This window comes from Streptomyces sp. NPDC003720 (assembly GCF_042875075.1).
Taxonomy (GTDB): domain Bacteria; phylum Actinomycetota; class Actinomycetes; order Streptomycetales; family Streptomycetaceae; genus Streptomyces.
Genome location: NZ_JBIANZ010000004.1, coordinates 510,146 through 534,725 on the forward strand (window position 1 = coordinate 510,146; position 24,580 = coordinate 534,725).

General features: G+C 73.6%; 18 protein-coding genes. 17 read left to right on the forward strand and 1 reads right to left on the reverse strand.

Annotation, left to right across the window (positions count from 1 at the left end; genetic code table 11):
* Positions 1 to 119 precede the first annotated feature (119 nt).
* The 7 genes from ssd (at position 120) to ACFYU0_RS14110 (ending at position 5,338) form a co-directional block, all read left to right on the forward strand.
* Entirely contained in the window at positions 120 to 1,226 is a 1,107-nt protein-coding gene (ssd, locus tag ACFYU0_RS14080) for a septum site-determining protein Ssd (RefSeq protein ID WP_351667377.1), read from the forward strand.
* Positions 1,223 to 2,434, forward strand: coding sequence for a TadA family conjugal transfer-associated ATPase (locus ACFYU0_RS14085; protein WP_389300732.1), 1,212 nt, complete (start codon positions 1,223 to 1,225; stop codon positions 2,432 to 2,434). The genes ssd and ACFYU0_RS14085 overlap by 4 nt, the downstream gene beginning before the upstream one ends.
* 7 nt (positions 2,435 to 2,441) lie before the next feature.
* Complete coding sequence (locus ACFYU0_RS14090) at positions 2,442 to 3,287, forward strand: type II secretion system F family protein (protein WP_389300911.1); 846 nt, start codon at positions 2,442 to 2,444, stop codon at positions 3,285 to 3,287.
* Positions 3,284 to 4,069 carry a type II secretion system F family protein gene (locus ACFYU0_RS14095; RefSeq protein ID WP_389300735.1) on the forward strand — a complete coding sequence of 262 codons (786 nt, stop codon included), beginning with the start codon at positions 3,284 to 3,286 and terminating at the stop codon, positions 4,067 to 4,069. The genes ACFYU0_RS14090 and ACFYU0_RS14095 overlap by 4 nt, the downstream gene beginning before the upstream one ends.
* Before the next feature lie 204 nt (positions 4,070 to 4,273).
* Entirely contained in the window at positions 4,274 to 4,411 is a 138-nt protein-coding gene (locus ACFYU0_RS14100) for a DUF4244 domain-containing protein (protein WP_358933122.1), read from the forward strand.
* 22 nt (positions 4,412 to 4,433) lie between these two features.
* Positions 4,434 to 4,931, forward strand: coding sequence for a TadE family type IV pilus minor pilin (locus tag ACFYU0_RS14105; RefSeq protein WP_389300739.1), 498 nt, complete (start codon positions 4,434 to 4,436; stop codon positions 4,929 to 4,931).
* Positions 4,928 to 5,338 (forward strand): Rv3654c family TadE-like protein, encoded by a 411-nt coding sequence (locus ACFYU0_RS14110; protein ID WP_389300740.1) that lies wholly within the window; start codon positions 4,928 to 4,930, stop codon positions 5,336 to 5,338. Before ACFYU0_RS14105 ends, ACFYU0_RS14110 begins: the two co-directional genes overlap by 4 nt.
* 145 nt (positions 5,339 to 5,483) lie before the next feature.
* Here the strand turns inward: ACFYU0_RS14110 and ACFYU0_RS14115 are convergent, their stop codons facing one another.
* Positions 5,484 to 7,967 (reverse strand): DEAD/DEAH box helicase, encoded by a 2,484-nt coding sequence (locus ACFYU0_RS14115; RefSeq protein WP_389300743.1) that lies wholly within the window; start codon positions 7,965 to 7,967, stop codon positions 5,484 to 5,486.
* Between the two features lie 81 nt (positions 7,968 to 8,048).
* Between ACFYU0_RS14115 and bldG the strand changes: the two genes are divergently transcribed.
* The 10 genes from bldG to ACFYU0_RS14165 all read left to right on the forward strand — a co-directional run bounded on the left by bldG (position 8,049) and on the right by ACFYU0_RS14165 (position 24,559).
* Positions 8,049 to 8,390 carry an anti-sigma factor antagonist BldG gene (gene bldG, locus ACFYU0_RS14120; RefSeq protein ID WP_010986038.1) on the forward strand — a complete coding sequence of 114 codons (342 nt, stop codon included), beginning with the start codon at positions 8,049 to 8,051 and terminating at the stop codon, positions 8,388 to 8,390.
* A 154-nt stretch (positions 8,391 to 8,544) separates the two neighbouring features.
* Positions 8,545 to 8,982, forward strand: coding sequence for an ATP-binding protein (locus ACFYU0_RS14125; protein WP_351667367.1), 438 nt, complete (start codon positions 8,545 to 8,547; stop codon positions 8,980 to 8,982).
* A gap of 318 nt (positions 8,983 to 9,300) precedes the next feature.
* On the forward strand, positions 9,301 to 11,706 hold the full coding sequence (locus ACFYU0_RS14130) for a sodium-translocating pyrophosphatase (RefSeq protein WP_351667365.1): 2,406 nt from the start codon (positions 9,301 to 9,303) through the stop codon (positions 11,704 to 11,706).
* A 215-nt stretch (positions 11,707 to 11,921) separates the two neighbouring features.
* Complete coding sequence (locus ACFYU0_RS14135; RefSeq protein WP_351667363.1) at positions 11,922 to 12,527, forward strand: small secreted protein; 606 nt, start codon at positions 11,922 to 11,924, stop codon at positions 12,525 to 12,527.
* A 293-nt stretch (positions 12,528 to 12,820) separates the two neighbouring features.
* Positions 12,821 to 14,341, forward strand: coding sequence for a methyltransferase (locus ACFYU0_RS14140; protein WP_389300747.1), 1,521 nt, complete (start codon positions 12,821 to 12,823; stop codon positions 14,339 to 14,341).
* Positions 14,342 to 14,651: 310 nt separating this feature from the next.
* A complete protein-coding gene (locus tag ACFYU0_RS14145; RefSeq protein ID WP_389300750.1) occupies positions 14,652 to 14,849 on the forward strand; it encodes a hypothetical protein in 198 nt (65 codons plus the stop codon).
* 258 nt (positions 14,850 to 15,107) lie between these two features.
* Positions 15,108 to 17,966: a type I DNA topoisomerase gene (gene topA / locus ACFYU0_RS14150; protein WP_351667357.1), complete on the forward strand. Its 2,859-nt coding sequence runs from the start codon at positions 15,108 to 15,110 to the stop codon at positions 17,964 to 17,966.
* A gap of 175 nt (positions 17,967 to 18,141) precedes the next feature.
* Entirely contained in the window at positions 18,142 to 21,450 is a 3,309-nt protein-coding gene (gene tmk, locus ACFYU0_RS14155) for a dTMP kinase (protein WP_389300753.1), read from the forward strand.
* 176 nt (positions 21,451 to 21,626) lie between these two features.
* Entirely contained in the window at positions 21,627 to 22,832 is a 1,206-nt protein-coding gene (locus ACFYU0_RS14160) for a DNA polymerase III subunit delta' (RefSeq protein ID WP_389300756.1), read from the forward strand.
* 95 nt (positions 22,833 to 22,927) lie between these two features.
* Positions 22,928 to 24,559 (forward strand): alpha/beta hydrolase, encoded by a 1,632-nt coding sequence (locus ACFYU0_RS14165; RefSeq protein WP_389300758.1) that lies wholly within the window; start codon positions 22,928 to 22,930, stop codon positions 24,557 to 24,559.
* Positions 24,560 to 24,580: the final 21 nt, after the last annotated feature.

The following is a 24,580-nucleotide window of genomic DNA, read 5'->3' on the forward strand; positions in this document are numbered from 1 at the left end:
GGAGTGCCTATGGCCGGTTTCTGCCGCCTCGCACAGAGCGCCGCTCGCCGGTCCTTCACATCTTTGGGAATCGCGGGGCCGCGGAGGCCGCGCGGAGGACATGGGAAGGGGGAGCGCACGTGACCGGAACCGTCGCCCACGACCCGGCACCGGCCACCGGAGGTCTGCCGGGACGGCCGCTCATCGTCACCGAGGACGCGGATCTGCTGGACGATCTGCTGCGCCTGTGCGCGGCCGCGGGCGCCACGCCCGAAGTGCATCACGGTGTACCCGATCACGGCGGTGGCTGGGAAGCGGCCCCGCTCGTCCTGGTCGGCGACGACGCGGCCCGCCGCCTGCGCGGAGCGGCGCGCCGGCGCGGAGTGGTGCTGGTCGGCCGCGACCAGGACGACTCCGGGGTGTGGAGAAGGGCCGTGCAGATCGGCGCGGACCACGTCCTGATGCTGCCCGACGGAGAGCAGTGGCTGGTCGACCGGATCGCGGACGTCGCCGAGGGCGTCGGCCGTCCGGCCCTGACGGTCGGGGTCGTCGGCGGCCGGGGTGGGGCCGGTGCGTCCACACTGGCCTGCGCCCTCGCCGTCACCGCCGCACGCGAGGGGCTGCGCACCCTTCTCGTCGACGCCGATCCGCTGGGCGGCGGACTCGACGTGCTCCTCGGCGGTGAGAGCGCCGAGGGATTGCGCTGGCCCGCCTTCGCCGCCTCCCGCGGCCGGGTCGGCGGCGGCGCGCTGGAGGAGTCGCTGCCCCGGTTGCACTCGCTGCGGGTGCTCAGCTGGGACCGCGGCGACTGCGTGGCCGTCCCGGCCCAGGCCGTCCGCGCGGTGCTCGCGGCCGCGAGGCGGCGCGGCGGCACGGTGGTCGTCGACCTCCCGCGGCGTCTGGACGACGGGGTCGCCGAAGCCCTCGCCCAGCTCGACCTGGCCCTGCTCGTCGTCCCGGCCGAACTGCGGGCGGTCGCGGCCGCCGGCCGGGTCGCATCGGCGCTCGGCATGGTCGTCGGGGACCTCCGGGTGGCGGTGCGGGGGCCGTACGCGCCCGGCCTCGACGACCGCGAGGTCGCCCGGTTGCTGGGCCTGCCCCTGGCCGGCGAGGTCCCCGTCGAACCGGCCCTGCAGCGCGCGCACGGCACCGCCAAGCCGCCCGCCGCGACCGGCCGCGGCCCGCTGGCCCGCTTCTGCACCGCCTTCTGGGAACAGGCACTGGCCGAGACGGGAGGCCCACGATGACCTTGCCCGGACTCGACCGGGCCGACGTCATGGCCCTGCTGGACGGGGTCCGACGCCGGCTGGCGGAGAGCGGCGCCGAACCGACCCCGGCGCGCGTCGCCCAGGCACTGCGCGAACAGGGCCGGGTCCTCGGGGACGCCGAGGTGCTCGGCGCGGCCGAGCACCTGCGGTCGGAGCTGGTCGGGACCGGTCCGCTGGAGCCGCTTCTCGCCGATCCGGGCGTCACCGACATCCTGGTGTCCGCGCCCGACCGGGTGTGGGTGGACCGCGGCGGCGGCCTGGAACTGACGCCGGTGACCTTTCCGGACGCGGCGGCCGTACGGCGTCTCGCGCAGCGGCTGGCCGCCGTGGCCGGACGCCGGCTGGACGACGCCAGGCCCTGGGCAGACGCCCGGCTGCCCGACGGGACCCGGCTGCACGCGGTGCTGCCCCCGGTGGCCGTCGGCTGCACCTGCCTGTCCCTGCGCGTCGTGCGACCTCGGGCGTTCACGCTCGGGGAACTGGTCGAGGCGGGCACCGTACCGCCCGGCGGGGACCAGGTCCTGCGGGCGCTGCTCGCGGCCCGGCTGTCCTTCCTCGTCAGCGGCGGCACCGGCAGCGGCAAGACGACTCTGCTGAGCGCACTGCTCGGTCTGGTCCAGCCCGGTGAACGGATCGTGCTCGCCGAGGACTCGGCGGAGCTGAGACCGGACCATCCGCACGTCGTACGGCTGGAGACCCGGCCGGCCAACCAGGAGGGGGCCGGCCTCGTGACCCTGGAGGACCTCGTCCGCCAGGCGTTGCGGATGCGGCCCGACCGGCTGGTCATCGGCGAGGTGCGGGGCCCCGAGGTGGTGCACCTGCTGGCCGCGCTCAACACGGGCCACGAAGGCTGCGGAACCGTGCACGCCAACGCCGCCGCCGACGTGCCCGCCCGGCTGGAGGCGCTCGGCACGGCGGCCGGACTCGACCGGGCGGCGCTGCACAGCCAGCTGGCGGCCGCGCTGTCGGTGGTGCTCCACCTCGTGCGGGACGGGTCCGGGCGGCGCCGGATCGCCGAGGTGCATGTGCTGGAGCGGGACGACTCGGGCCTCGTGCGGACGGTGCCGGCGTTGCGCTGGGGCGTGCGGGCCTTCACCCGGGAGCGGGGCTGGGAGCGGCTGCGGGAGCTGCTGAGCGGCGCATCCGGGAGCGAGCGGGACGAGAGGAGTGACGGAAGTGAGCACTGAGACGTCGATGGGGGCGGCGGCGGCCTGTGTCGGGGCCGCGGCCTGGCTGCTGGGCGGACGGCACCACGGGACGCGGCGCGCGAGGCTGCTGCTGGCCGGGGGCGCGGGGGTGGCGACCGGCCCGCTCTCCTGGGAGCGGGCCGTGGGTGAACTGCGGCGACTGCAGGGACGACTGAGGCCCGAATGGTGGTCGCTCGCGGCCGGGCTGCTGCTCGCACTGCTGGGCGCCTCGGTGATTCCGGTCGTCGCGGGGGCGGCCGGGGTGCCGGTGCTGCGCAGGACGCGGCTGGCCCGGCAGGCCGGACGGGCCAGGGAGCGGCGCGCGGACGCGGTGATCGGCCTGTGCGGCGTGCTGGCCGGGGAGGTGCGCGCGGGACGGCAGCCCGGTGAGGCGCTGCTGCGGGCCGCCCGCGATTCCGGCGGGCTCGGGGAGGCGCAGGACGGCGTGGTCGCGGCCGCGCGGTTCGGCGGCGATGTGCCGGGCGCGCTGGCCGTCGCGGCCCGGCAGCCGGGCGCGGAGGGGCTGCTGGGTCTCGCCGCCTGCTGGCGGGTGGCCGTGGACCAGGGCGCCGGGCTCGCGGACGGCCTCGAGCGGCTGGACGGGGCTCTGCGTGCCGAGCGGGACCAACGGGCGGATCTGAGGGCCCAGCTGTCCGGGGCTCGGGCGACGGCGCTGCTGCTCGCTGCGCTGCCCGCCCTCGGGCTGCTGCTCGGCTCGGCCATGGGCGCCCACCCCCTGCGGGTGCTGCTGCACAGCGGGGCGGGGCTTGGCTGCCTGGTGGCGGGAGCGGTGTTCGAGGGCGCCGGGGTGTGGTGGGCGGGGCGGATCGTACGGGGAGCTGAGGCGGCATGAGCGGTGAAGTCGTCCACAGGCTGGGGACAGTCGCGGCCGGTCTGCTGAGCGTGGGCTGGGCGGCCCGGTGGCTGGTCATGGCCCGGCGCCGGCGCCGGGCGCGACGCAGGGTGGCCGAACTGCTGGCCTTGGTGAAGGCCGAGTCGAAAGCGCCCTTCGAGGTCGGGAACCAAGTGCGGCGGTGGCTGCCGGTCGTGGGGGCGATGTGCGGGGCGTGGGTGCTGGCCGGCGGCGCGGCCGGCGCGGTCGTGGCGCTCGCCGTGGGCGCGGGGCTGTGGCGGTGGCGGCTCCGGCGATCGGAGGCGGGCCCCGCGGAGGAGGTCGACAGAGCGCTCGCGGCCCGCCAGCTCCCGCTCGCCGCGGATCTGCTGGCCGCCTGCATCGCGGCCGGGGCCGGGCCGGTGATCGCCGCACAGGCGGTGGGCGAGGCCCTCGGCGGACCCGTCGGGGACGCGCTGGACCGGGGCGCGGCGGAGGTGCGGCTCGGCGGCGAACCGTGCGACGCCTGGCGCCGGTTGGCCGGTCTGCCCGGCGCCGGGGCACTGGCCCGGCTGCTGGAGCGGGCCGACGAGTCGGGCTTGCCCGCCGCCGGTCCCGTGGCCCGCCTCGCCTCCGACGCGCGGGCCGAATGGGCCAGAGCGGCCACGGCGCGGGCGCGCCGGGCGGGCGTCCTGGTCTCCGCGCCGGTCGGGCTGTGCTTCCTGCCCGCCTTCATCGCGATCGGCGTGCTGCCCGTGGTGATCGGGCTGGCGGGCGGCGTGATGGGAGGAGGTGGCGGCTGACGGCAGGCGCGAGGGAAGCGGCCGCGGGCGACGCGGTGACGGTGACGGCACGGGACGCGGATGGCGCGGTCCCGGAAACGGACGAGAACGCTGGAACGAGGGGAGTTCGAGATGCGTAGGTTCGACAGGCGCAGGTTCGGCTTGCGCCGGAAGGCCGGAAGGCTGTGGGTGCCGGTGCGGGAGCGGTGGCGCGCGGACGGGGGGATGGTGACCTCGGAATACGCGATGGGCATCGTGGCCGCGGTCGGGTTCGCGTTGCTGCTCTACGAGGTAGTCACCAGCGGCCAGGTCAAGGCGGAACTGCAGGCCATCGTGAAACGGGCCCTCAGTGCGCGGATGTGAGCGGGGGTCGGACCGCGGGTTCGTGACCGCGGAGTCGGCCGTGGTGCTGTCGGTGCTGGTGGCGTTCACCATGGCGCTGGTCTGGGGGCTGCTCGTGGTGGCCGCCCAGATCCAGTGCGTGGACGCCGCCCGCGCCGGCGCCCGGGCCGCCGCCCGGCAGGACCCGGCCGACGCGGTGGTGGAGGTGGCCCGGCAGGCGGCACCGCGCGGGGCACGGGTGACGGTCGGCCGGGCGGGTGACCAGGTCCGGGTGACGGTGGTGGCCAGACCGCCGGTGCTGTCCGGACTGCCGTTCGAGGTACGGGAGGAGGCGGTGGCAGCGGCGGAGGAGACCGTCGGCGCGGGCGCGCAGCCGGGCACCGACACCGGTACAGGCCCCGGCACGGGCGCCGGTGCGGGATCCGCTGCTGGAGCAGGCGAGAGCAGAGGCGCCGACACGGGGACGGCCACCGGTGCCGCCGTGGGTGCCGGCATCGGTGCCGGTGCGGTAGCCGGAGTCGCCGCGGAGCCCGGGTCATGAGGCGCCGGCGAGTCGAACATGGCAGCGAAGCCCGCTGCTCGGACCGGGGCTCCGCCACCGTCTGGAGCGTCGGGGTGATCACCGTGCTGTGTGTGGTGTTCGGCGCCGTGCTCGCCCTCGGGCAGGCGGTCGCGGTGAGGCACCGGGCAGCCGGCGCTGCTGACCTGGCGGCGCTCGCCGCGGCGGACCACTGGGCCGAGGGCACCGCCGGCGCCTGCGCCCGGGCTCAACGGGTGGCGGCGGCCCAGAGGGTCAGGCTGGTTCGGTGCGTGATCGCGGGCGACACCTCGGACGTCACAGCGGCCTCGGGGCGCGGACCCTTCACGGCGGAGGTCAGGGCCAGAGCCGGGCCGCCCGGGCCCCTGCCCGCGGCGCCGGGCACAGCCGCTCCTAGACCGCCTGCTTGATCCGAAAGGCGCCCACAAAGCCGAGAGAGGCCCTGGTGCCCTGGTGCCCCGGTGCTCCCGGTGCTGCCGGCCCTCCCGGTGTCCCGGCACCCAGGTGCCGCAAAGCCTCAGAAGCTCAGAGCCCGGTGCCGCGAAGCCCCGGATCTCAGCCCTGCGTCACCGAGTCCTCCTGAGCCTTGTCCTCCGGGGCCTCGCGCAGCAGCACCGTGAGGAGCCGAACCGCCCCCCGTTTGTGCAGCGGATCGTTGCCGTTGCCGCACTTGGGGGACTGGATGCAGGAGGGGCAGCCCGCCTCGCACTCGCAGGAGGCGATGGCCTCCCGGGTCGCGGCGAGCCAGGCGCGGGCGGTGTGGAAGGCGCGCTCCGCGAAGCCCGCGCCACCCGGATGGCCGTCGTAGACGAACACCGTCGGCAGGAGGGTGTCCGGGTGCAGCGGGACGGACACCCCGCCGATGTCCCAGCGGTCGCAGGTGGCGAACAGGGGGAGCATGCCGATGGACGCGTGCTCGGCGGCGTGCAGGGAGCCGCCCAGGATCTCCGGGGTGATCCGTGCCTCGTCCAGCTGGTCCTCGGTGACCGTCCACCACACCGCGCGCGTGCGCAGCGTACGAGGAGGGAGGTCGAGCTTCGTCTCACCGAGCACCTCACCCGTGATGAGCCGTCGGCGCAGGAAGGAGACCACCTGGTTGGTGACCTCGACCGAGCCGTAGCAGAGCCGGCCGGAGCCCCAGGGGATCTCGACGTCCGTCTCCAGGACGGAGATCGACGTGGTGTCCCGGGCGACCGTCGAGTACGGCGGGTCGGCCTGCTCGACCAGCGCGACCGAGTCCTCCAGGTCGAGCGAGCGCACCAGGTAGGTGCGGCCCTGGTGCAGGTGCACCGCGCCCTCGTGCACCGCGGAGTGCGCGGCGCCCGCGTCGACCGTGCCGAGCAGGCGGCCCGTGCCCTCCTCCACGATCTGCACCGGCCGCCCGCCCGCGCCGCGGATGTCGGTCAGGTCGGCGGCCCGCTCCCGGCGTGTCCAGTGCCAGGCGCGGGTGCGGCGGCGCAGCAGCTTCGCGGCCTCCAGCTGGGGCAGCAGCTCCGCGCAGGCGGGACCGAACAGGTCGAGGTCCTCCTCGGTCAGCGGTATCTCCGCCGCCGCGGCGCACAGATGCGGGGCGAGGACGTACGGGTTGTCGGGGTCGAGGACGGTCGATTCCACCGGTTGGTCGAACAGGGCCTCGGGATGATGGACGAGGAAGGTGTCCAGCGGGTCGTCGCGGGCCACCAGCACCGCCAGGGCGCCCTGTCCGGAGCGGCCCGCGCGGCCCGCCTGCTGCCACAGGGAGGCGCGCGTGCCGGGGTATCCGGCGATCAGGACGGCGTCCAGCCCCGAGACGTCCACGCCCAGCTCCAGGGCCGTCGTGGCGGCGAGTCCGAGGAGTTCGCCGGAGTGCAGGGCGCGTTCCAGGGCCCGGCGCTCCTCGGGGAGGTAGCCGCCCCGGTAGGCCGCGACACGCCGGGCGAGGGAGCGGTCGACCTCGGCCAGACGCTCCTGGGTGATCACCGAGATCAGCTCGGCGCCGCGCCGGGAGCGCACGAAGGCGACCGAGCGCACGCCCTGCACGGTGAGATCGGTCAACAGGTCGGCGGTCTCGGCGGTGGCGGTACGCCGGACGGGTGCGCCCTTCTCGCCGTGCAGCTCGGTGAGCGGGGGCTCCCACAGGGCGAAGACCAGCTCCCCGCGCGGGGAGGCGTCGTCGGCGACCTCCACGACCGGCAGGCCGGTGAGCCGGCCGGCGGCCACGGCGGGCTCGGCGGCGGTCGCGGAGGCCAGCAGGAACACCGGCGAGGAGCCGTAGCGCGCGCACAGGCGGCGCAGCCGGCGCAGCACCTGGGCGACGTGCGAGCCGAACACGCCCCGGTAGGTGTGGCACTCGTCGATGACGACGTACTTGAGCGCCTTCAGGAAGGAGGACCAGCGGGGGTGGGAGGGCAGTATCCCGCGGTGCAGCATGTCGGGGTTGGTGAGGACGTAGTTCGCGTACTGGCGGACCCACTCCCGTTCCTCGAACGGGGTGTCGCCGTCGTACACGGCCGGGCGTACGGCGCCGGCCAAAGGTTGTGAAAGTTCCTTCACCGAGCGGCACTGGTCCGCCGCGAGCGCCTTGGTGGGCGCCAGGTACAGGGCGGTCGCCCCGCGGCCGTTCGGGGCCTCGGAGCCGTCCAGCAGGGTGGACATGACCGGCACCAGGTAGGCGAGGGACTTGCCGGAGGCGGTGCCGGTGGCGACCACCACCGAGTCGCCGTCCAGCGCGTGCTCGGCGGCCAGCGCCTGGTGGGCCCACGGGTGCTCGATGCCGCACGCCTGCACGGCGGCGATCACCTCGGAGCGAATCCGGTCAGGCCAGACGGCATGCCGACCCGCACGCGGGGGCAAGTGCTCCGTATGAGTGATGCGCGCGGATCGGCTCGGCCCGGAGGCGAGCCGGTCCAGAACGGTGCCCGGAGACGGGCGGGACGCCGGGTCCGCCATGGGTCGATCGGATCGGTGATTCTTGGCCATCGGCACCGAGTGTGTCACCGGCGTGACGGACAATGGAGCCAAGGCGTCGTGCACACATGCCGGTAAGTGATTGAATGCCATCGCGGCTGGCGGTGCGCCCCGGGGGCCGCAAGCCGATGTTCCCGAGGGGCGACCGCTCGATAGCAAGGTGCTGGAGGATCCGTGGACCTGTCCCTGTCGACCCGTACCGTCGGCGATCGTACGGTCGTCGAGGTCGGTGGCGAAATCGATGTATACACCGCGCCCAAGCTGCGCGAGCAGTTGGTCGAGCTGGTGAACGACGGCAATTTCCACCTCGTCGTCGACATGGAGGGCGTGGACTTCCTCGACTCCACCGGACTCGGCGTGCTGGTCGGCGGCCTGAAGCGGGTGCGTGCCCACGAGGGCTCGCTGCGCCTGGTCTGCAACCAGGAGCGCATTCTGAAGATCTTCCGCATCACCGGCCTCACCAAGGTGTTCCCGATCCACACCTCGGTCGAGGAAGCGGTGGCGGCCACCGACTGACCCCGGCCGGCCACCCGGTCCAGGCCGCTCGCCGGTCGGGACATCGGTCGGCCCCGCCCCGGGCCGGTGGGTCCGGGGCCACTAGTTCAGCAGGGGGTGCGGGCTCTCGGCGGCCCCGCCCCGGACCGCACGCCCGTAGTCGCGAGGGGGATGCATGGCCACCGTCGAACTCCGCTTCAGCGCGCTGCCCGAGCACGTCAGGACCGCCCGGCTGGTGGCGGCAGCGGTGGCGCGCAGGGCCGGAGTGGACGAGGCCGTACTCGACGAGGTGCGCCTCGCCGTGGGCGAGGCCTGCTCCCGTGCCGTCGGACTCCATCAGAGCAACGCCATCACGGCGCCCGTGAAGGTGGCGCTGATCGAGGACGAGAAGCAGTTCTCCATCGAGGTCGGCGACGAGGCCCCGCACGCCGCTCCCGCGGAGCGGGTGGCCGGCGGAGCCGCCGCGGACGCGGACGTGGAGGCCGAGGAGGACGAGATGGGCCTCGCGGTCATCAGCGGCCTCGTCGACGACGTGGAGGTCACGACGGGCCGCGACGGCGGGCTGATCCGCATGAGCTGGCCCACCGCCCCGTCGGCCGTCACGCTCGTCTGATCCGGCGCCCCGCGCGTTCGGACACCCGCGCACAGCGCATCGAAGGGCCCTGCTGAGCAGGGCCCTTCGTGCTGTCTCCAAGCGTGCCCGGTAATTCGTGAAAGAATTCACGATCAATAGCTGATAATTTGATCAAGCATCAATGTGGCCGTCAATGCCTTTGAGGCATTACCTCTTTCGGGTTCGATGGCGGGAACTCGATCATTTGCTGAAGAGCGCCAGAAGGCGAATTCCGTTTACCGTCCCCTGTTTAGATCACTCTGGGGTACCTACAATCCGTCCACATCTTGAGCTCAGCCCAAGCGTCAAGGAGGACGAATGGCGGGGCTTTCTACCCCTCATCAGTTTGGCCACCCCACAACCCTCGCGGCCGCGGTACTCACGGACGACAACCGGATCATCGTGGCGGTGATCGCGGCCGTCGCCCTGGCCGCGCTCGCCGTCGCAGGCGTCCTGGTGCGCCAGGTGCTGGCGGCGGGCGAGGGCACCGACAGCATGAAGGAGATCGCCGGAGCGGTCCAGGAAGGTGCCAAGGCGTATCTCGCCCGACAGTTGCGCACGCTCGGCGTATTCGCCGTCGTCGTGTTCTTCCTGCTCCTGCTGCTGCCCGCGGACGACTGGAATCAGCGTGCCGGACGATCGGTGTTCTTCCTGATCGGCGCGGTGTTCTCAGCGACCACCGGCTATATCGGCATGTGGCTCGCCGTGCGCAGCAATGTGCGCGTCGCCGCCGCGGCCCGGGAAGCGACCCCGGGCGAAGGCGAACCCGAAAAGGATCTCACCACCGTCTCGCACACCGCGATGAAGATCGCATTTCGCACAGGCGGCGTCGTCGGCATGTTCACGGTGGGTCTCGGCCTGCTGGGCGCCTCGTGCGTGGTGCTGGTGTACGCGGCCGACGCGCCGAAGGTGCTAGAGGGCTTCGGCCTCGGCGCCGCCCTGATCGCCATGTTCATGCGAGTCGGCGGCGGCATCTTCACCAAGGCCGCCGACGTCGGCGCCGACCTGGTCGGCAAGGTCGAGCAGGGCATTCCCGAGGACGACCCGCGCAACGCCGCGACCATCGCCGACAACGTGGGCGACAACGTCGGCGACTGCGCGGGCATGGCGGCCGACCTGTTCGAGTCGTACGCCGTCACCCTGGTGGCCGCGCTGATCCTCGGCAAGGCCGCCTTCGGCGACTCGGGGCTCGCCTTCCCGCTGCTGGTGCCCGCCATCGGTGTGATCACCGCCATGATCGGCATCTTCGCGGTCGCGCCGCGCCGGGCCGACCGCAGCGGCATGACCGCGATCAACCGGGGATTCTTCATCTCGGCGGTGATCTCGCTCGTGCTGGTCGCGGTGGCGGTCTTCCTCTACCTGCCCGCGAAGTACTCCGGCCTGAGCGGCGTCAGCGACGCGGCGATCCGCGCGAAGGACGGCGATCCCCGGATCCTCGCCCTGGTGGCCGTGGCGATCGGCATCCTGCTCGCCGCCGTGATCCAGCAGCTCACCGGCTACTTCACCGAGACCACCCGGCGCCCGGTCAGGGACATCGGCAAGACCTCTCTCACGGGCCCGGCCACCGTCGTGCTCTCCGGCATCTCGGTGGGTCTGGAATCGGCCGTCTACACCGCCCTGCTCATCGGGCTCGGCGTGTACGGCGCGTTCCTGCTCGGCGGCACCTCGATCATGCTGGCGCTGTTCGCGGTGGCCCTGGCCGGCACCGGCCTGCTCACCACGGTCGGCGTGATCGTCGCCATGGACACCTTCGGGCCGGTCTCGGACAACGCGCAGGGCATCGCCGAGATGTCCGGTGACGTCGAGGGGGCGGGCGCCCAGGTGCTCACCAACCTGGACGCGGTCGGCAACACCACCAAGGCCATCACCAAGGGCATCGCCATCGCCACCGCCGTCCTCGCGGCGTCGGCGCTCTTCGGCTCCTACCGGGACGCCATCACCACCAACGTGCAGGACGTCGGCGCCAAGCTCACGGGCCCCGGCTCACCGATGAGCCTGTCGCTGGACATCTCGCAGCCCAACAACCTCGTCGGCCTCATCGCGGGCGCCGCGGTCGTCTTCCTCTTCTCCGGACTCGCCATCAACGCCGTGTCGCGTTCGGCCGGTTCGGTGGTGTTCGAGGTGCGGCGGCAGTTCCGGGAGAAGCCCGGAATCATGGACTTCACCGAGAAGCCCGAGTACGGCAAGGTCGTCGACATCTGCACCAAGGACGCCCTGCGTGAGCTGGCCACGCCCGGTCTGCTCGCCGTGATGGCGCCGATCTTCATCGGCTTCACGCTCGGCGTCGGCGCGCTCGGCTCCTACCTCGCGGGCGCGATCGGCGCGGGCACGCTCATGGCGGTGTTCCTCGCCAACTCCGGCGGCGCCTGGGACAACGCCAAGAAGCTGGTGGAGGACGGCCACCACGGCGGCAAGGGCAGCGAGGCCCACGCCGCCACGGTGATCGGCGACACGGTCGGCGACCCCTTCAAGGACACCGCGGGGCCGGCGATCAACCCGTTGCTGAAGGTCATGAACCTGGTCTCGCTGCTCATCGCGCCCGCGGTGATCAAGTTCTCCTACGGCGACGACAGGAACCTCGGCGTGCGGATCGGGATCGCGATCCTCGCGCTGCTGGTCATCGTCGTCTCGGTGTACGTGTCCAAGCGGCGCGGGATCGCCGTGGGCGACGACGAGAGCGCCGAGCGGGTATCCAACTCACCCGACGCGGCGGTGGTTTCGTAGCCCGCATCCAACGGGCCTGCGCAACCGGCGGGCGGGCGGCACGTACTGACGTGCCGCCCGCCCGCTGCGTGTGTGCGCCGCCGCCCAGGCCGTGAGCCTTCTCTCCCATGGTGCAAAGAATCACAAAAGCAGACTTCCGGGGCTTTCGGCATGTGGGGGCTGTCGGTATGCCGTGTAGATTCCGGGGGCCGAGAGCCATGGAAGGGACCGATCCGGTGAACAAGAAGCTCACGGCCGCACTGTCCGGCGGTGCGGTACTGGTAATGGCGTTGTCGGGATGCAGCGGCAGCAAGGACAGCGGGCCCGACCCCAAGCTGGTCGCCTGGGCCAAGACGGTGTGCGACGCGGTGCCCGGGCAGGACGCCAAGATCAGGGAGGCGAACGCCTCGATCGCCAAGATAGCCACGGACAGCAACCTGCCGCCCAAGACCGCCAAGAGCACGTACTCGTCGGCCTTCCAGGACATGGCCGACGGCTACAAGGGGCTGGCCGCCGCCATCAACAGCGCCGGTGCGCCCCCCGGGGTCGAAGACGGCGCCAAGCGCCAGAAGGACGCCGCCAAGAACCTCGCCGGCCTCGCCACGGCCTACGGCGACCTGAAGAAGAAGGTCGACGGACTCGACACCAAGGACCAGGGCAAGTTCGCCAAGGGCCTGCACGAGGTCGCCGACCAGACGAAGCAGATCGGCGAGCAGAGCAACAGCGGCACGGAGGCCCTGAAGCGGCTTGAGCAGGGCGAGGTGAAGCAGGCGATCGCCGAGCAGCCGAGCTGCAAGGTCGCCGCCTCCGGCTCCGCCACCACGTCGGCCACCACCGGCTGACCCGCCCGCCGGGCGAGCCTCCCGACGGACACGCGGACACGCGGACACGGGCGGGCGGCCGGCGTCCGAGGCCGGCCGGCTCCGGTGCCTCACGGGCATCGCGGGCCGAGCCGCCAGCGCCGGAGCCGCCGCCCCGGGTACCGCCGCTTCGTCGCAGCCGCCGAGGTCGGCACCGGCTCGACCGCCGGTAGCCCACGGGCCCTCGCCCGGGCGGGCACCTCGGGCCGGCGGACACGGGCCGCCCGCCCGCGCCGCGGCGGCACCGGCCGGCCGTGCCGGGCCACAATGGTGACGTGACTGACTCCGGCCTCGCCCCCCTGCCCGCCAACGACCGGCCCGACGTCGCCGCACGCCTGCGCGACGCCCTGCTGGCCGCCTCCTTCACCGCCGACGGGCTGCTCGATCTGCTCGGCGCTCCCGCCTACGCGGCGCTGGCCCGCAGTGAGACCGTGCCCGCTCTCCGGGCCACCCGCGGCGACACGCCGCTGGAGACGCTCGTACGCCTCTTCCTGCTCCAGCAGCCGGTGCCCCACGCGCGCGTGGCGGCCGTGCTGCCGGTCGCGGAGGCGCTGGAGGGCGGCTGGCTCGCGTCCGTGGCCGGTGACGAGGTCGCCGCGACCGTCGACGTGCGTCCCTACGGCGGCCCGGACGGCGAGGACTGGTTCATCGTGTCCGACCTGGGCTGCGCGGTCGGCGGGGCGGGCGGCATCGGCCGGCGGGACGAGGGCGTGGTCCTGGGCGTCGGCGGCGCCTCCATGACCCTGGCCGGCATCACCGTGCGCACGCCCGTCGCCTCCGCGCTCGACCTCGGCACCGGTTCCGGCATCCAGGCCCTGCACGCCTCCTCGCACGCCACGCGCGTGACGGCCACCGACGTCAACCCGCGCGCGCTCCACATCACCGCGCTCACTCTGGCGCTCTCCGGCGCGCCCGCCGCCGACCTGCGCGAGGGCTCGCTGTTCGAGCCGGTCCGGGACGACGAGACGTTCGACCTGATCGTTTCCAACCCGCCCTTCGTGATCTCGCCCGGCGCACGGCTGACGTACCGCGACGGCGGCATGGGCGGGGACGATCTGTGTCGCTCGCTCGTTCAGCAGGCGGGGGAACGGCTGACCGAGGGCGGGTTCGCGCAGTTCCTCGCCAACTGGCAGCACGTCGCGGGGGAGGACTGGCAGGACAGGCTCAGGTCGTGGGTGCCGCGCGGGTGCGATGCCTGGATCGTGCAGCGCGAGGTGCAGGACGTCACGCAGTACGCCGAGCTGTGGCTCAGGGACGCCGGCGACCACCGCGGCGACCCGGCGGAGTACCAGGCGCGCTACGACGCCTGGCTCGACGAGTTCGAGGCGCGCAAGGTCAAGGCGGTCGGCTTCGGCTGGATCACCCTGCGCAGGACCGGGGCGACGGAGCCGTCGATCACGGTGGAGGAGTGGCCGCACTCGATCGAGCAGCCGCTCGGGGAGGCGATCCGGGCGCACTTCGACCGCCTCGACTACCTCCGGGACCACGACGACGCCGCGCTGCTCGAAGGCCACTTCAGGCTGACCGCCGAGGTGGTCCAGGAGCAGGTCGGGCTGCCCGGCGCGGAGGACCCCGAGCACGTGGTGCTGCGCCAGCACCGCGGAATGCGCCGCGCCACGAAGGTGGACACGATCGGCGCGGGCTTCGCGGGCGTGTGCGACGGCAGTCTGAGCGCCGGCCGCATCCTCGACGCGATCGCCCAGCTCGTCGGCGAGGACCCGGTCCGGCTGCGCGACCGCACCCCCGAGCAGATCCGGCTGCTGGTCGAGCAGGGCTTCCTGGAACCGGAGCGCTAGCCGGTCCGGGCCCCGGGACGCCGTGCCGGGGCCCGGTCACGCCCACGCGTCCCGCCGCCGTACCACCGGTCCCCGAGCCGCCGTAGCCGCGTCCGGACCGCCGTCGTATGCCGCCGGCACAGGCCGGAACGCGCCGGTGCCGGTAAAACGGCCGGAAAAATACGGGCGCGCTCGTGCCGGGGGCTGTCCGCACGCGTGCTCGGTGACCCGGCGGCCTTCCGTTCACCCCGATGTCGCCCGCCCGTCTCCCGTGCGTGCCACCCTCCCCGCGCCGGGTACGGCACTCGGCGCGGGAGGGACGGGCGGGGTCATGGAAAGCGGACCGGCGATCTTCGCGGGAGTGGTGTTCGCCCTGTTCGGGGGCGCCCTGCTGGTGTGGACCGGCGTACGGGTGCGGCACCGCGAGCCGGTCGCCCACGGTGTGAGCCCGGTCGCATCGGCCACCCTCGCGGGCACCGCCGGGGTCGTCGCACTGGGCCTCGCCGCGTACTGCCTGACCCGCCTCTGACGTCGGCGGCCGTGGTGCCGCACCGGTAATGGGAGCGTCACGCTCCGGACAGGACGGCGGGGACAGCCGTGGAGTCCGGGCGGCAGGAATGCCGGTAGTCGGGTTACCGTTCGAGTGGCCGTTGTGGGCTTTTCCCGTTTGACACGGGGGCGGGATGTACCGTCACACTCCGCAGCGTCACAAGAGCCAGAAGCACGGCGCGACCCCGAAGCGAAGACCGGGGGGAGCGGCCGGCGTCGACCGGAGAGAAGAGCGAAGTTGTCCCCGACCAGCGAGACCGCACAGGGCGGCCGCCGACTCGTCATCGTCGAGTCGCCTGCCAAGGCGAAGACGATCAAGGGCTACCTGGGCCCCGGCTACGTAGTCGAAGCGAGCGTCGGGCACATCCGCGACCTTCCGAACGGTGCCGCGGAGGTACCCGAGAAGTACACCGGCGAGGTACGCCGGCTCGGTGTGGACGTCGAGCACGACTTCGAGCCGATCTATGTCGTCAACGCGGACAAGAAGGCACAGGTCCGGAAGCTCAAGGACCTGCTGAAGGACTCCGACGAGCTCTTCCTCGCCACCGATGAGGACCGCGAGGGCGAGGCCATCGCGTGGCACCTCCTCGAGGTCCTGAAGCCCAAGGTCCCGGTCAAGCGGATGGTCTTCCACGAGATCACCAAGGACGCGATCCGCGAGGCCGTCGCCAACCCCCGCGACCTCAACCAGCGCATGGTCGACGCACAGGAGACCCGCCGCATCCTCGACCGCCTCTACGGCTACGAGGTCTCGCCGGTCCTGTGGAAGAAGGTCATGCCGCGGCTGTCGGCCGGCCGCGTCCAGTCCGTCGCTACCCGGCTCGTCGTCGAGCGCGAACGCGAGCGCATCGCCTTCCGCTCCGCCGAGTACTGGGATCTGACGGGCACCTTCGCCACCGGCCGCGCCGGTGACCCCTCGGACCCCTCGTCGCTGGTCGCGCGTCTGCAGACCGTCGACGGCAGGCGGGTCGCGCAGGGCCGCGACTTCGACTCCCTGGGTCAGCTCAAGGGCGCGAACACCCTGCACCTCGACGAGGCGAACGCCCGTGCCCTGGCCGCCGCGCTGGAGAACACCCGCTTCTCCGTGCGCTCCGTCGAGTCCAAGCCCTACCGCCGCTCGCCGTACGCCCCGTTCCGTACGACGACGCTGCAGCAGGAGGCGAGCCGCAAGCTCGGCTTCGGCGCGAAGGCGACGATGCAGGTCGCCCAGAAGCTGTACGAGAACGGCTACATCACGTACATGCGTACGGACTCCACGACGCTGAGCGAGACTGCGGTCGCGGCGGCCCGCGCCCAGGTCACCCAGCTCTACGGCGCCGACTACCTGCCGGACCGGCCGCGTACGTACGCCGGGAAGGTCAAGAACGCGCAGGAGGCGCACGAGGCGATCCGGCCCTCGGGTGATCGTTTCCGCACCCCGGCCGAGACCGGCCTGACCGGCGACCAGTTCAAGCTCTACGAGCTGATCTGGAAGCGGACCGTCGCCTCCCAGATGAAGGACGCGACCGGGAACAGCGTGACCGTGAAGATCGGCGGCACCGCGGCCGACGGCCGGGACGTCGAGTTCAGCGCGTCCGGCAAGACGATCACCTTCCACGGCTTCCTCAAGGCCTACGTCGAGGGCGCCGACGACCCGAACGCCGAGCTGGACGACCGCGAGCGCCGGCTGCCGCAGGTCGCCGAGGGCGACGCGCTGTCCGCCGAGGAGATCACGGTCGACGGCCACGCCACCAAGCCTCCGGCCCGCTACACCGAGGCCAGCCTGGTCAAGGAGCTCGAGGAGCGGGAGATCGGCCGCCCGTCGACGTACGCGTCGATCATCGGCACCATCCTCGACCGCGGCTACGTCTTCAAGAAGGGCACGGCCCTGGTGCCGTCCTTCCTGTCCTTCGCCGTGGTCAACCTGCTGGAGAAGCACTTCGGCCGGCTGGTCGACTACGACTTCACCGCGCGCATGGAGGACGACCTCGACCGCATCGCCCGCGGCGAGGCGCGTGCCGTGCCGTGGCTGAAGCGGTTCTACTTCGGCGAGACGGCGCCGGACAGCGGCTTCGCCGCGGGCGCGGCGGACGCCGGCAACGGCGACGGGGACCACCTCGGCGGTCTCAAGGAGCTGGTGACCGACCTGGGCGCGATCGACGCGCGCGAGGTGTCCTCCTTCCCGGTGGGCAACGACATCGTGCTGCGGGTGGGCCGCTACGGCCCCTACATCGAGCGCGGCGAGAAGGACACCGAGCAGCACCAGCGCGCCGACATCCCGGCCGACCTGGCGCCCGACGAGCTGACCGTCGACCTGGCCGAGGAACTGCTGGCCAAGCCGAGCGGCGACTTCGAGCTGGGCACCGACCCGGTGAGCGGCCACCAGATCGTCGCCAAGGACGGCCGTTACGGCCCCTACGTCACCGAGGTGCTGCCCGAGGGCACCCCGAAGACCGGCAAGAACGCGGTGAAGCCGCGGACGGCCTCCCTCTTCAAGTCGATGTCGCTGGACACGGTGACCCTCGACGACGCGCTGCGGCTGATGTCGCTGCCGCGTGTCGTCGGCGCGGACGCCGAGGGCGTGGAGATCACCGCGCAGAACGGCCGCTACGGCCCCTACCTGAAGAAGGGCACCGACTCGCGCTCGCTGCAGGCCGAGGAGCAGCTCTTCACCATCACGCTGGAAGAGGCGCTGGCTATCTACGCGCAGCCGAAGCAGCGTGGCCGGGCCGCCGCCAAGCCCCCGCTGAAGGAGCTGGGCGAGGACCCGGTGTCCGCCAAGCCGGTCGTGGTCAAGGACGGCCGCTTCGGGCCGTACGTCACCGACGGGGAGACCAACGCGACCCTGCGCTCCGGCGACAGCGTCGAGACGATCACCCCGGAGCGCGGCTTCGAACTGCTCGCCGAGAAGCGGGCGAAGGGCCCCGCGAAGAAGACGGCGAAGAAGGCCACCGCGAAGAAGGCCGCTCCCGCGAAGAAGACCGCGGCCAAGAAGACGGCGGCGAAGAAGACGGCGGCGGCCGCGAAGAAGACCACCGCGAAGAAGACCACGGCCACGAAGACGACCGCGAAGAAGGCGACGGCCTCGAAGGCGACGGCCGCGGGCACGGAGGACTGACACCCCGCCGGGTCGCCGGCCGGACCGTCACTCCGGCCGGCCCCGCCTCCGGTCCGGCGCCGGCCCCGCGGCTCCGGCTTCGCGAAACGAACGCCCCGGCATCACTTTGATGTCGGGGCGTGCACACGTCAGGAGTGATGGGTGTGGTGTCGGCGCCTGCGGATAGGCTGAACGCATGACGCGAGCCGAGCAGCCAACGGCCCCCACGCCAGCACCGGACGACGCCCTGGTCGCGGACTCCCGCGAGCGCGCCGTCCGCTCACTGCTGCGCCGACCCCAGGTGAAGCGCCTGTGGAGCGCGCAGCTCGTGAGCGGTGTCGGTGACTGTCTCGCCCTCCTCGTACTGATCGTCCTGGTCCTCCAGGCGGCCGTGTCCGAGGGCTCCTTCGGCGGGGGGTACCGGGGCGCGGCGTTCGCAGTGGCGACCGTCTTCGCGGCACGCATCCTCGCCACTCTGCTGTTCGGCGCCGTCCTCCTCGGCCCGCTGACCGCGCTCACCGCCCAGGACGGTCCGCTCGACCGCCGCTGGACGATGGTCGGCGCCGACGGCCTGCGGGTCGCGCTGCTGATCGTCGCGCCCCTGTGGATCGACTGGATCCCTGACAACGCGCTCGCCGTCCTGCTGGTGACCGTCTTCGTCACGGGCGTCGCGGAGCGGCTGTGGACGGTGTGCCGGGAGAGCGCGGCCCCCGCCCTGCTGCCCGCCCCGCCCCCGGAGGGAGCGACGGTACGGCCGCTGCCGGACCACCTGGACGCCCTGCGCCGGCTCGCGCTGCGCACCGCCTTCCTGGCCGTCCCGCTGGCCGCCGCCGTCCTGGTCGTGGCCGCCCTGCTGAACAACCTGCTCGGCACCGGCGTGGCCTGGTTCGACCAGCACCAGGCGGCCCTCGGCTCCTATGTCGCGGCCGGCCTGTTCGCCGCGTCCCTGTCCGTGCTGACCTCCCTGGAGCTGCCGGACACGCGCACCCCGCGCGCGCGGTCCCCGCTGGAGGGGCTGCGCCGCCCGCGCACCGGCACCGGTGTCGACAAGGGCCGCACCGGCGCCATCCCGCTGCTCGTGCCCGCCTGCGCGGCCGTCGCCGGAGCCATCGCCGCCGCCGTCGCGGTGTGCGTGCTGCACGCCAGGGACCTGGGCGGCGGCCCGGTCCTCTACGGCCTGCTGGTCCTCGGCCTGACCGGCGGAGTCGCCGTCGGCATCCGCACCGCTCCCTCGGTGCTGCCGTCGCTCTCGCGCCGCCGGCTCCTCGCGCTCGCCATCGCTTTCACCGGCATCGCCCTGCTGGCCGCCGGGCTGGTACCGGACGTCACCACCGTGCTGCTGATCGTCACGCTGGCCGGCATCGGCGCGGGCATCGCCGCCAACACCGGGCACGCCCTGCTGGACCAGGAGACCGAGGAGTACCGCAGGGCGCGCACCACCGAGCACCTGCACGCGGTCGTGCGCATCTTCATAGCGCTCGGCGCCCTGATCGCGCCCGTCGTCGCGGGGCTCATCGGCCCGCACCGGCTGGAGAACGGAAAGTTCGTCTTCGCGCACGGCGGCGCCTCGTTCACGCTCATGCTGGTCGGCGCGCTGCTGCTGCCGGTGGCCGTGATCGTCCTCGCCAAGGCCGACGACCGTTCCGGCGTCCCGCTGCGGCACGACCTCAAGGACGCGCTGCTGGGCGGTGACGACCCGGTCACCACGCAGACGGCGGGCGGTTTCTTCATCGCCCTCGAGGGCGGCGACGGCGCCGGCAAGTCCACCCAGGCCGAGGCACTCGCGGAGTGGATCCGGGCCAAGGGCCACGAGGTCGTGCTGACCCGCGAGCCGGGCGCCACGCCGGTCGGCAAGCGGCTGCGCTCGATCCTGCTGGACGTGTCCTCGGCAGGGCTGTCCCACCGCGCGGAGGCGCTGCTGTACGCGGCCGACCGCGCCGAGCACGTCGACACGGTCGTACGTCCCGCCCTGGAGCGCGGCGCCGTCGTCATCTCGGACCGGTACATCGACTCGTCCGTCGCCTACCAGGGCGCGGGCCGCGACCTGTCCCCGACCGAGGTCGCCCGCATCAACCGGTGGGCCACCGACGGACTCGTCCCGCACCTCACCGTCCTGCTGGACGTCGCGCCGGAGGCCGCCCGCGAGCGGTTCACCGAGGCCCCCGACCGGCTCGAGTCGGAGCCGGCCGAGTTCCACGCGCGCGTACGGGCCGGTTTCCTCACCCTCGCCGCCTCCGACCCCGGTCGCTACCTGGTCGTGGACGGCGGGCAGGAGCCCGAGGCCGTCACCACCGTGATCCGGCACCGGCTCGACACGGTGCTGCCGCTGTCCGAGGCCGAGATCAAGGCCCAGGAGGAGGCGCGGAAGAAGGCCGAGGAGGAAGCCCGCCGCAAGGCCGAGGAGGAGGCGGCGCGCAAGGCCGAGGAGGAGCGCCTGGAGCGTGAGCGGCAGGAGCAGCTCGCCAAGCTGCGCGCCGAGGAGGAGGAGCGCAAGCGCCGTGAGCTGGAGGAGGCGCAGCGCCGCGAGGCCGAGCGGCAGGCGGAGGAGGCCCGGCAGCGGGCCGAGGAGGCCGCCCGCCGAGCCGAGGAGGAGCGGCAGCGGCTGCTCGCCGAGGAGAAGGCCCGCGCCGAGGAGGAGGCCCGCCGCCGGGCCGAGGAGGAGCGGCGGCGCCGGCAGGCCGAGGAGGAGGCCCGGCTGCGCGCCGACGAGGAAGCACGGCAGGCCCGCCTGCGCGCCGAGGAAGAGGCACGGCGCCTGGACAAGCAGCGGAAGGCCGAGGAGGCGCTGCTGCGCGCCGAGGAGGCCCGCCGGCAGGCGGCCGCCGCGGCCGCCGCGGCCGACACCGCGGCCCGCCGTCCCGGCGCGCAGCAGCCGAAGGTCCCGGGCATGACGCCCGACGCGGCGACCGTGGCGACGCCGGTGGTCTCGCCGGGCACGGCGGAGACGGTGCCCACGCCCGTCGTCTCGCCGGGCGACGACGAGACGGCGGTGCTGCGGCCGGTGCGCGAGGAGCGCGCCGAGGACGCGCGCACGGCCGGCCGCGTCCCCGACTCCGAGGTGACGGCCGAGCTGCCGCAGCCGCCGGCCCCTTCGGGCGCAGCGGACGAGACCGCCGTGCTGCCGCCCGTGTCGGCCGACGAGACGGCCGTACTGCCGCCGGTGCCTTCCGGCGCCGCCGACGAGACCGCCGTGCTGCCGCCGGTACGGGACGACGACCCCGCGCACCGGGTGCCGCCCGGCTACTTCCGGGAGGACTCCGCGGACGGCCGGAGCGCCGCCCGTCCCGACGGCGGCGAGGACCGCACGCGGGAGATGCCCCAGATCGGCGCCGACGGCACGCCCCGGCGCCGCCCCCGGTCCGACTGGGCCGAGGAGACCCCGCTGGACGACCTGCCCTCCCTGGCGGACGAACTGCTCGGGTCCTACGGCGACCGTGAGCCGGAGCACGACGAGTCCGGCGACGACGAGCCCCGCCGGCGGCGTGGCCGCGGCCGGCGCGGCTGAGCGCCGACGCCGAGGGCACACCGGAGAAGGCCTGCCGAACGGGCAGGCCGGGTGAGGAACACCGGGTGGCGCCCGCCGGACCCCACGGGGTACCGGCGGGCGCCACCGTCGTTGTCAGTGCCCGCCCGCACAATGGAGGGCGGAACGCGGAGTGTGACGAAAGGACGGCGCGACCCATGACCGTGTGGGACGACCTCGTCGGACAGGACAAGGTGAGCGCGGTGCTCGACGGCGCCGCGCGGGACGCCGACGCCCTCGTCACGGCCGCCGTTGAGAGCCGGCCGGCGCCGGAGGCGTCGAGGATGACGCACGCGTGGCTGTTCACCGGCCCGCCCGGAGCCGGCCGCAACCAGGCGGCGCGGGCCTTCGCCGCGGCCCTGCAGTGCGTGAGCCCGGACCGCGCCCTCGGCGGCACCCCCGGCTGCGGGTTCTGCGACGGCTGCCACACCGCGCTGCTGGGCACCCACGCCGATGTCAGCACGGTCGCCGCCGTGGGCGCCGAGATCCTGGTGAAGGACATGCGGGACACGGTCCGCAAGTCGTACACCGCGCCGGCCAACGGCCGCTGGCAGATCATCCTGGTCGAGGACGCCGAGCGGCTGAACGAGAAGTCGGCGAACGCCGTCCTGAAGGCCGTGGAGGAGCCCGCGCCCCGCACGGTGTGGCTGCTGTGCGCCCCCTCGGTCGAGGACGTCCTGCCCACGATCCGCTCCCGCTGCCGCCACTTGAACCTGCGCACGCCCTCGGTCGAGGCCGTCGCCGACATGCTCGTACGCCGCGACGGCGTCGAACCCGCGGCAGCCATGGCCGCCGCACGCGCCACCCAGGGCCATGTCGACCGGGCCCGCCGCCTGGCCACCGACCCCGCCGCCCGCGAGCGCCGGGCCGCCGTGCTCCGGCTCCCGCTGCGGCTGGACGAGATCGGGGCCTGCCTCAGGGCGGCGCAGGAGCTGGTCGACGCGGCGGCGGAGGACGCCAAGCAGCTCGCCGAGGAGATGGACGGCAAGGAGACCGAGGACCTGAAGGCGGCGCTGGGCGCGGCCCAGGGCGGTCGGCTGCCGCGCGGCACGGCGGGGGCGGTGAAGGATCTCGAGGAGATGCAGAAGCGCCGCAGAACCCGCACCCAGCGCGACAGCCTCGACGTCGCGCTCGGCGATCTCACCGGCTTCTACCGCGACGTTCTCGCCCTCCAGCTCGGCTCCCGCGTCGCCATCGCCAACGGCGACGCCGAGGACGCCCTGGACCGGCTGGCCCGCGGCAGCAGTCCGGAGGCCACGCTGCGCCGCATCGAGGCGATCGCCGCCTGCCGGGACGCCCTGGACCGCAATGTGGCCCCGCTGCTCGCGGTGGAGGCGATGACGATGGCGCTGCGGGCGGGGTGAGCCGGGCGTACGGTGGTTGACGGCTTCGTCCTCCGTACGAGGCCACGTCCCGTACGCCGCGTACTCATCGCGTCGCTCAGCGTTACGATCGGCTGATGCACACCTGGCCCTCCCTCCGCCGGCCCCTACGGACCGGCCGGACCAGCACCGGAACGCGCCCCCGGTCCCGATCCCGGGTGACGGCCCGGGTCGCGGGCGCCCTGGTCGCGGCCGCCGCGCTGCTCGTGTCCGCCTGCTCCGCCGGCAGTACGACGACGTCCACCGGCGCGGCGGAGGCGGCGCTGGCCGCGCTGCCGCGGACCACGCCCCCGGCACTGGCCCCGTACTACGACCAGCACCTGCGCTGGCGGGCCTGCGGAGTCGCCGGCTTCCAGTGCGCCACGATGAAGGCGCCGCTCGACTACGCCGACCCCGGCGCGGGCGACATCAAGCTGGCCGTCGCGCGCAAGGGCGCCACCGGCAAGGACAGACTCGGCTCGCTGCTGGTCAACCCGGGCGGCCCGGGCGGCTCCGCCATCAACTACCTGGAGCAGTACGCCGGGATCGGCTACCCGGCCGAGGTCCGCGCGCTCTACGACATGGTCGCGATGGATCCGCGGGGCGTCGCGCGCAGCGAGCCGGTCGAGTGCCTCGACGGGCGCCAGATGGACGCCTTCACCCAGACCGATGTGACCCCCGACGACCAGCAGGAGACGAACACGCTGGTCGCGCAGTACCGCAAGTTCGCGGAGAGCTGCGGGGCGCGCTCGGCGCGGCTGCTGCGGCACGTGTCCACCGTCGACGCGGCGCGGGACATGGACATCCTGCGGGCGGTGCTGGGCGATTCCAAGCTGAACTACGTCGGGGCGTCGTACGGCACCTTCCTCGGCGCGACGTACGCCGGTCTGTTTCCGAACCGGGTGGGCCGGCTGGTCCTGGACGGCGCGATCGACCCCTCGCTCGACTCCCGCCGGGTCAACCTGGACCAGACGGCCGGCTTCGAGACGGCGTTCCAGGCGTTCGCGAAGAACTGCGTGCACCGGTCCGACTGCCCGCTCGGCGGCAAGGGCACGACCCCCGCGCAGGTCGGCGACCATCTCAAGGCCTTCTTCCAGAAGCTGGACGCCCACCCCGTCCCGGCGGGCGACGCGAGCGGCCGCAGACTCGGCGAGTCCCTGGCCACCACCGGTGTGATCGCCGCGATGTACGACCAGGCGGCCTGGGGGCAGCTCCGCGCGGCGTTGTCCTCGGCGATGCGGAAGAACGACGGCGCGGGCCTGCTCGCCCTCTCCGACAGCTACTACGAGCGGGACGCGAAGGGCCAGTACAGCAACCTGATGATGGCCAACGCCGCCGTGAACTGCCTCGACCTGCCGCCCGCCTTCACCGGCCCCGCGCAGGTGGAGAAGGCGCTGCCCGCGTTCGAGAAGGCGTCCCCGGTCTTCGGCGAGGGCCTGGCCTGGGCCTCGCTGAACTGCGCGTACTGGCCGGTGAGGGCCGTCGGCGAGCCGCACCGGATCGAGGCGAAGGGCGCCGCCCCCATCGTGGTCGTCGGCACCACCCGCGACCCGGCGACCCCCTACCGCTGGGCTCAGTCCCTGGCCGCCCAGCTCTCCTCGGCCCGCCTCCTCACCTACGTCGGCGACGGCCACACCGCCTACGGCCGCGGCAGCTCCTGCATCGACTCGGCGATCAACGCCTACCTCCTCAACGGCACCCCGCCACCCCCCGGAAAACGCTGCTCGTAGCACCCGTACCCGCCCCGCGGC

Bases quoted from the DNA above. Each gene is read 5' to 3' on its own strand.
- ACFYU0_RS14110 (WP_389300740.1), top strand. From the start codon at position 4,928: ATGAGGCGCCGGCGAGTCGAACATGGCAGCGAAGCCCGCTGCTCGGAC.
- tmk (WP_389300753.1), top strand. From the start codon at position 18,142: ATGACGCGAGCCGAGCAGCCAACGGCCCCCACGCCAGCACCGGACGAC.
- ACFYU0_RS14130 (WP_351667365.1), top strand. From the start codon at position 9,301: ATGGCGGGGCTTTCTACCCCTCATCAGTTTGGCCACCCCACAACCCTC.
- ACFYU0_RS14125 (WP_351667367.1), top strand. From the start codon at position 8,545: ATGGCCACCGTCGAACTCCGCTTCAGCGCGCTGCCCGAGCACGTCAGG.
- ACFYU0_RS14160 (WP_389300756.1), top strand. From the start codon at position 21,627: ATGACCGTGTGGGACGACCTCGTCGGACAGGACAAGGTGAGCGCGGTG.
- ACFYU0_RS14090 (WP_389300911.1), top strand. From the start codon at position 2,442: ATGGGGGCGGCGGCGGCCTGTGTCGGGGCCGCGGCCTGGCTGCTGGGC.
- ACFYU0_RS14145 (WP_389300750.1), top strand. From the start codon at position 14,652: ATGGAAAGCGGACCGGCGATCTTCGCGGGAGTGGTGTTCGCCCTGTTC.
- ACFYU0_RS14085 (WP_389300732.1), top strand. From the start codon at position 1,223: ATGACCTTGCCCGGACTCGACCGGGCCGACGTCATGGCCCTGCTGGAC.
- ACFYU0_RS14115 (WP_389300743.1), bottom strand. From the start codon at position 7,967: ATGGCATTCAATCACTTACCGGCATGTGTGCACGACGCCTTGGCTCCA.
- ACFYU0_RS14095 (WP_389300735.1), top strand. From the start codon at position 3,284: ATGAGCGGTGAAGTCGTCCACAGGCTGGGGACAGTCGCGGCCGGTCTG.
- ACFYU0_RS14100 (WP_358933122.1), top strand. From the start codon at position 4,274: ATGGTGACCTCGGAATACGCGATGGGCATCGTGGCCGCGGTCGGGTTC.
- ACFYU0_RS14165 (WP_389300758.1), top strand. From the start codon at position 22,928: ATGCACACCTGGCCCTCCCTCCGCCGGCCCCTACGGACCGGCCGGACC.